The organism is Streptomyces sp. CNX435 (assembly GCF_059570575.1).
Genome location: NZ_JCANTA010000009.1, coordinates 249,049 through 256,111, shown reverse-complemented (window position 1 = coordinate 256,111; position 7,063 = coordinate 249,049). Strand labels below are relative to the sequence as shown.

Below are 7,063 nucleotides of genomic sequence, written 5' to 3'. Positions count from 1 at the left end.
GGGGGGCGCGGCGGGGCCCGCGGACGCCGCGGGCCCGGCGGGAGCCGCGAGGGCGGTGGCCTCCGCGGTGGCCGATTCCGTGGTGGCCGGCTCCGTGGTGAAGGCACCCGCGCTCCCGGAACCCGTACCCGGCACCGGCCCCGGCGCCGCGACGACCGTCGCGGGGTGCCCGCCCGCCGAAGTGGCCGCCCGCCGGCACCGCTCGATGACCTCGGCCGGCGTCGGCCGCCGCGCCGGGTCCTTCACCAGGCAGGCCGCGGCCACGTCCCGTACGGACTCGGGGCAGCCGTCGAGGTCGGGGTCCTGTTCCAGGATCCGGTAGACCACGCCGTGGTCGGTGCCGCCGCCGAAGGCGTGGTGTCCGGTGGCGGCGAAGTGGGCCACGCCGCCGAGGGCGAAGATGTCGCCGGCCTCGGTGACGCTGTGGCCCCGGATGTACTCCGGCGCCATGTAGGCGGGCGTTCCGGTGCGTACGCCGGTGGCGGTCACCGCCGTGACGTCCGCGGCCCGGGCGATGCCGAAGTCGATGACCTTGGGCCCGTCGGCGGTCAGCAGGATGTTGGAGGGCTTGAGGTCGCGGTGGATCACGTCGGCGGCGTGGATGGACTGCAGCGCCTCGGCCACCCTGGCGGTCAGCGCCAGCGCCGCGTCGGCGGGCAGCGGCCCGCTCTCGGCGACCGCGTGCTGCAGGGAGGGCCCGGGCACGTACGCGGTGGCCAGCCAGGGCTCGTCGGCCTGGAGGTCCGCGTCGACGACGGGCACCGTGTAGAGGCCCTGGACCCGGCGGGCGGCGGCGACCTCCTGGGCGAAGCGCGTACGGAACGCGGGGTCGCCCGCGTACTCGCGGTGGACGACCTTGACCGCCACCGCGCTGCCCGCCGGTGTGCGCGCCAGGTAGACCCGGCCCATCCCGCCCGCGCCGAGCACCGCCTCCAGCCGGTACGGCCCGGCCCCCGCGGGGTCGGCGGCCCCCAGCGGACGGTGCGGCGGCGCGGCCGTCGGCCACCCCGGCGCCCCGGCCGGCGGCCCCGGCGGCTGTCCTCCGCGGGCGTGCGGCACCGCAGGCCGGCCGTCGTCCGGTCGGGACATGTCCCCAACACCCCCCGGTGGTCTGCCGACCACGTCGCCCTGGTCCGGTCCGGTCCGCCCCCCGCGGCCCCGTTCGCGCGAGCGACAGCGTAACGAACCCGCCGCCGCCCGGCAGTCGCCGGGACGGGCGGAGCCGCCGGCCCGGCCACGGGACCGTGCCGGACCGAGACCGTGCACCGCACCGCGCCGGTTGCGCCGCCAGGCCGACAGCGACGCCGACTCCGACGCCGTACGCACCCGGCTCATGCCGCCGCGTCGCCGCCGCGGACCGGCTGCCCCGGCGCCGGCGCGGAGCGCGCAAGGTGAGGGGCGGCGCCCCCGCACGGGCGCCGCCCCTCCGGGATCCGGTCTGCCGTCGGGTGAGGGTCAGGGCACACGCCGACGGTGGCCGGGGGTCTCAGCCGACCGGGGGTCTCAGCCGGCCGGTGGCGACGCGGACGCCGCCGCCCGCGCCGCCTCCAGGCGGGCCACCGGGATACGGAACGGGCTGCACGACACGTAGTCGAGGCCGACGTCGTGGAAGAAGTGGACCGACTCCGGGTCGCCGCCGTGCTCGCCGCACACGCCCAGCTTCAGGTCCGGCCGGGTCGCGCGGCCCGCCGCCACCGCGTCGCGGACGAGCGCGCCGACGCCGTCCTTGTCGATCGTCTCGAACGGGGAGACGCCGAAGATGCCCTTCTCCAGGTACGCGGTGAAGAAGCTCGCCTCCACGTCGTCGCGCGAGAAGCCCCACACGGTCTGGGTGAGGTCGTTGGTGCCGAACGAGAAGAAGTCGGCCGACTCCGCGATCTGACCAGCCGTCAGTGCCGCCCGCGGCAGCTCGATCATCGTGCCCAGCGTCACCCTCAGCGCGACGCCCCGCGCCGCCTCGACCTCGGCGATGACGGCTTCGGCCTCGTCGCGTACCAGCTCCAGTTCCTGCACCGTGCCCACCAGCGGGATCATGATCTCCGCCCGCGGGTCGCCCTTCGCCTCGCGCCGCTGCGCCGCCGCCTCCGCGATGGCCCGTACCTGCATCGTGAACAGCCCGGGGATGACCAGGCCGAGGCGCACGCCGCGCAGGCCCAGCATCGGGTTCTGCTCGTGCAGCCGGTGGACGGCCTGGAGCAGCCGCAGGTCGTTCTCGTTGTGGTCCTGGCGCGACTCGGCGAGCGCGACCCGTACCGACAGCTCCGTGATGTCCGGGAGGAACTCGTGCAGCGGCGGGTCCAGCAGCCGCACCGTCACCGGCAGCCCGTCCATCACCTCGAAGAGCTGCACGAAGTCCCGCTGCTGCAGCGGCAGCAGCTCCGTGAGCGCCGCGTCCCGCTCCTCGTCGGTGTCCGCGAGGATGAGCCGCTCGACCAGCTCGCGCCGCTCGCCGAGGAACATGTGCTCGGTGCGGCACAGCCCGATGCCCTGCGCGCCGAAGCGGCGCGCGCGGGCGGCGTCGTCGAAGTTGTCGGCGTTGGCCCGGACCCGCAGCCGGCGGATGCGGTCGGCGTACGACATGAGCCGGTGCACGGCGACGACGAGTTCGTCGGCGTCCTCGGCGCCGGCGTGCATGCGGCCCTCGAAGTACTCCACGACCGGCGACGGCACGACCGGCACCCGGCCGCGGTAGACCTTGCCGCTGGAGCCGTCGATGGACACCACGTCGCCCTCGTCGACGACCTCGCCGCCGGGCGCGGTCAGCTGCCGCCGCTTGGTGTCGACCTCCAGCTCCTCGGCGCCGCACACGCACGTCTTGCCCATGCCGCGGGCGACGACGGCGGCGTGCGAGGTCTTGCCGCCGCGGGAGGTGAGGATGCCCTCGGCGGCGATCATGCCGTCGAGGTCGTCGGGGTTGGTCTCGCGGCGGATGAGGATGACCTTCTCGCCGGAGCGCGACCACTTCACCGCCGTGTACGAGTCGAAGACCGCCTTGCCGACGGCGGCGCCCGGCGAGGCGGCGATGCCGCGGGCGAGCCGGTCGCCCTTGTGGCCGCCTGCGAACCTCGGGAACATCAGCTGCGCCAGCTGCGCCCCGTTGACCCGCTGCAGCGCCTCGGCCTCGGTGATCAGCCCCTGGTCGACGAGCTGCACGGCGATACGGAACGCCGCCGCCGCGGTCCGCTTGCCGACCCGGGTCTGCAGCATCCACAGCTTGCCGCGCTCGATGGTGAACTCGATGTCGCACAGGTCGCGGTAGTGCGTCTCCAGCGTCTCCATGATCCGCATCAGCTCGTCGTACGACGCGGAGTCGAGGTCCTGGAGCTTCGCGAGCGGCACGGTGTTGCGGATGCCGGCGACGACGTCCTCGCCCTGCGCGTTCTGCAGGTAGTCGCCGTAGACGCCCTGCTGGCCGCTGGCGGGGTCGCGGGTGAAGGCGACGCCGGTGCCGGAGTCGGGGCCGAGGTTGCCGAAGACCATGGAGCAGATGTTGACGGCGGTGCCGAGGTCGCCGGCGATGCGCTCCTGGCGGCGGTAGAGCTTGGCGCGCTCGCCGTTCCAGCTGTCGAAGACGGCCCGTACGGCCAGGTCCAGCTGCTCGCGCGGGTCCTGCGGGAAGGGGCGGCCGGTCTCCTTGGCGACGATGTCCTTGAACGTGCCGACGAGGGCTTCGAGGTCGGCGGCGTCCAGCTCGACGTCGGTGGCGACGCCCTTGGCGCGGCGGGCGTCCTCGATGGCGTTCTCGAACAGCTCGCCGTCGATGCCCTGCACGGTGTTGCCGAACATCTGGATGAGGCGGCGGTACGAGTCCCAGGCGAACCGTTCGTCGCCGGCCTGGGCGGCGAGGCCGGGCAGACAGGCGTCGGACAGGCCGATGTTGAGGACGGTGTCCATCATGCCGGGCATGGAGAACTTGGCGCCGGAGCGTACGGACACCAGCAGCGGGTCGTCGGGCCGGCCGAGCTTCTTGCCCATGCGCTGTTCGAGGGCGTCGAGGTGGGCGCGGACCTCGTCGCGCAGGGCGGGTGGCTCGGCGCCGCTGGCGAGGTAGACCTTGCACGCCTCGGTGGTGATGGTGAAGCCGGGCGGGACGGGCAGGCCGAGGTTGGTCATCTCGGCGAGGTTGGCGCCCTTGCCGCCGAGGAGGTCCCTGAGGTCCTTGTTGCCCTCGTGGAAGTCGTAGACGAACTTGGTCGCGGGCGCCTTCTTCGCCGCCGCCTTTTTCCCCGCCGCCTTCTTCGCCGCCTTCTTCGCCGCCTTCTTCGCCGCCGCCTTCCTCGCGGACGCCTTCCTCGCGGACGCCGACCCCTTCGCCGGGGACTTCTTCGCTGGCTTCTTCGTTTCCGGCACGGGATCGACTCCTCGTGTGGGACCCCTCGCGGGGAACTGCCCTGACGGCGAGGAACATACCCAGATCGAAGGCTCGGAGGGATGAGGCGTAGACGATCACGAGGGATTTCGGCCCTCACACCTGGGATCCTGCCGGCGACCGGGAGCCGCGCCCCTTCTTCACTTCTCTAAACGACGATCCCGGACGGGCGGGCATCGGCAAGCCGGGACGGGTCATCCGCGTTACGGAACGCAGTCGTGCCTTCGAGTCGTGAAGCGATCCGGATGGCACTCAGTGCCGCGCATACGAGAGATAACATCCACATTTGAGCGCTCGTTTGAGCGTAAGCTCCATCAAGCGTGGCGAGAATCACGCGATCGGGCACCCGGCGTCTCAACATGCGGACATGCCGGCGGGTCGACGTGCGGACGACGGGCGGGTGAAGTCCGGGCGGCGCCGAGGTCCGGGAGGCGTGCTCCCGCAACGTGCTTACGTGCGACCCCGGTTCTGCTTGTCGGCGCGACAGCAGCGCGCTAGTTTTGCGTGCCTGCTAGGCGTAACTTGAGGGAAACACCTCGCTGAGGGGGGCGCGCATGGGCGGCGCGGAACACCGGCTTCTTTTCCACGGCGGGGCGTGCGCTGCGGTGGCGCCCTCCGGGGACATCACGGGTGCGCGGGGGACGCGGCCGGACGGCTACTTCCTCGGGGACACCCGGCACCTGAGCCGCTGGCAGCTGACGGTGGACGGGGCGGTGCCGACGGTGCTGGTGTCGGAGGCGGGTGGCCCGGCCGCGGCCCCGGGGGCGTGGGTGGGGGCGGGCGGTACGGTCGCGGGGGCGGGGGCCGTCGGCTGGGCCGCCGGCGGTACGGCGTCCGCCCGCTCCGTGCTCGTACCGCCGACAGGCCGCGACGAGCCGCCGCCGCACACCGTCTTCCGCGAACAGCGCGTCGCGGGCGGCACCCTCATCGACGTCCTCCGGATCACCGGCAACCGCGCGGAGCCGGCGAAGCTGTGGCTCGCGCTGACGGTGGACGCGGACTTCGCGGACCAGTTTGAATTACGAGCCGACCACCGCGTGTACGACAAGCCGCACGCGGTACGGGGCCGGGAAGTGCTGCCGGACGGGGTGGAGTTCCGCTACCGCCGCGGGGAGTGGCGCGGCCGCACCACGGTCACGGCGGAGCCGCCGCCGGACGCGGTGGAGGAGACGGGGAGCGGCGCGCGGCGTCTGGTGTGGCGGCTGGCGCTGGAACCGCACGAGACGAGGGAAGTGACACTGCGTGCCGCGGCGATCTCGGGCACGACGGGGGCCACGACGGCCCCGGGAGCCGCCGCGGCGGGCCCGGTCTGTACGCCCACGGCGTCCTCCCCCGCCGGGCACTCCCCCCATGCGCCCTCCGCCACCGCGGCCTCCCCCACCGCGCCCTCCGCCACCGCCCACCCCGCTCCGCCCCCACCGGACGCCGCGCCCTCCTGGCCCCACCTCGCCCGCGCCGCCGAGCAGGGCCTCGCCGACCTCGACGGCCTCCTCGTCCCCGCCGCCGGCCCCGGCGGCGAGGCGCTGCAGGTGCCCGCCGCCGGCGCCCCGTGGTTCCTGGCGCTCGTCGGCCGGCACGCGCTCGTGACGTCCCTCTTCGCCCTCCACCACCGCCCCGCCCTCGCCCGCGACACGCTCCTCGCGCTCGCCGCCACCCAGTCCCGCGGCGCGGCCGGCGGCGAGCCCGGCAAGATCGTGCACGAGGTACGCCACGGCGAGCTGGCGCACTTCGGCCAGGTCCCGTACGGGCGCTACTACGGCGCCGTCGACACCACCCCGCTCTTCCTCGTCCTCCTCGGCGCCGTCACCGAGCACACCGGCGACGACAAGCTCGCCCGCCGCCTGGAGCCGCAGGCCCGCGCCGCCGTCGAGTGGATGTTCCGCGACGGCGGCCTCACCGACACCGGCTACCTCCGCCACCGCACCGACGACGGCGCCCCGGCCACAGGCCAGAGCTGGCGGGACTCCCCCGGCGCCCTCTGCGCCGCCGACGGCTCCCGCGCCACCGGCGCCGTCGCCGCCGCCGCACCCCAGGGCTACGCCTGCGCCGCCCTCACCCACACCGCCCGCCTCGCCACCACCGCCTGGTCCGACCCCGCGCTCGCCGACCGCCTCACCGCCGCGGCCGACGACCTGCGCGCCCGCTTCCTCACCGACTTCTGGCTGTCCGGCCCCGACTTCCCCGCCCTCGCCCTGGACGGCGCCGGCGACCCCGCCGACGCGCTCGCCTCCGACGCCGGCCACCTGCTGTGGTCCGGGCTGCTGGACCCGGAGCACGCGCGGCGGGTGGGGCGGCGGCTGCTGGAGCCGGACTTCTTCTCCGGCTGGGGCGTACGGACCGTGGCCGCGGGCCAGGGGGCGTACCACCCGATGGCGTACCACCGCGGCAGCGTCTGGCCGCACGACAACGCGATCCTGGCCCTCGGCCTGGCCCGCTACGGCCTCCACGAGGAGGCCCGCACGGTGGCCACGGCCCTCGCGGACCTGGCGGCCCACGCCGCACACCGCCTCCCCGAAGCCGTCGCCGGCTACCCCCGCACCGCCCAGCCGACGCCGGTGCCGGTCCCGCACGCCGGCTCACCGCAGTCGTGGTCGGCGGCGGCGCCGCTGGCGCTGCTGACGGCGGTCGCGGCGGCGGGGTAGGCCGTCGGAGGGGGCGTGGCGATGAGTTCCGGGGGGTCGGCGGTCTTACTGT

Annotated in this window: 3 protein-coding genes; 1 reads left to right on the top strand and 2 read right to left on the bottom strand. The window is 74.8% G+C overall.

What is annotated here, in order from left to right; all coding sequences use genetic code 11:
• On the bottom strand, positions 1–1,089 hold a 1,089-nt coding region (locus T328_RS17905), incomplete at its 3' end, for a serine/threonine-protein kinase (protein ID WP_496497066.1).
• A 414-nt stretch (positions 1,090–1,503) separates the two neighbouring features.
• On the bottom strand, positions 1,504–4,350 hold the full coding sequence (ppdK, locus tag T328_RS17900; RefSeq protein ID WP_496497065.1) for a pyruvate, phosphate dikinase: 2,847 nt from the start codon (positions 4,348–4,350) through the stop codon (positions 1,504–1,506).
• Between the two features lie 573 nt (positions 4,351–4,923).
• Between ppdK and T328_RS17895 the strand changes: the two genes are divergently transcribed.
• Positions 4,924–7,011: an amylo-alpha-1,6-glucosidase gene (locus T328_RS17895; RefSeq protein ID WP_496497064.1), complete on the top strand. Its 2,088-nt coding sequence runs from the start codon at positions 4,924–4,926 to the stop codon at positions 7,009–7,011.
• The last annotated feature ends 52 nt before the right edge of the window (positions 7,012–7,063 follow it).

Excerpts from the sequence above, each read along its gene's own strand:
- T328_RS17895 (WP_496497064.1), top strand. The coding sequence starts at position 4,924 with ATGGGCGGCGCGGAACACCGGCTTCTTTTCCACGGCGGGGCGTGCGCT.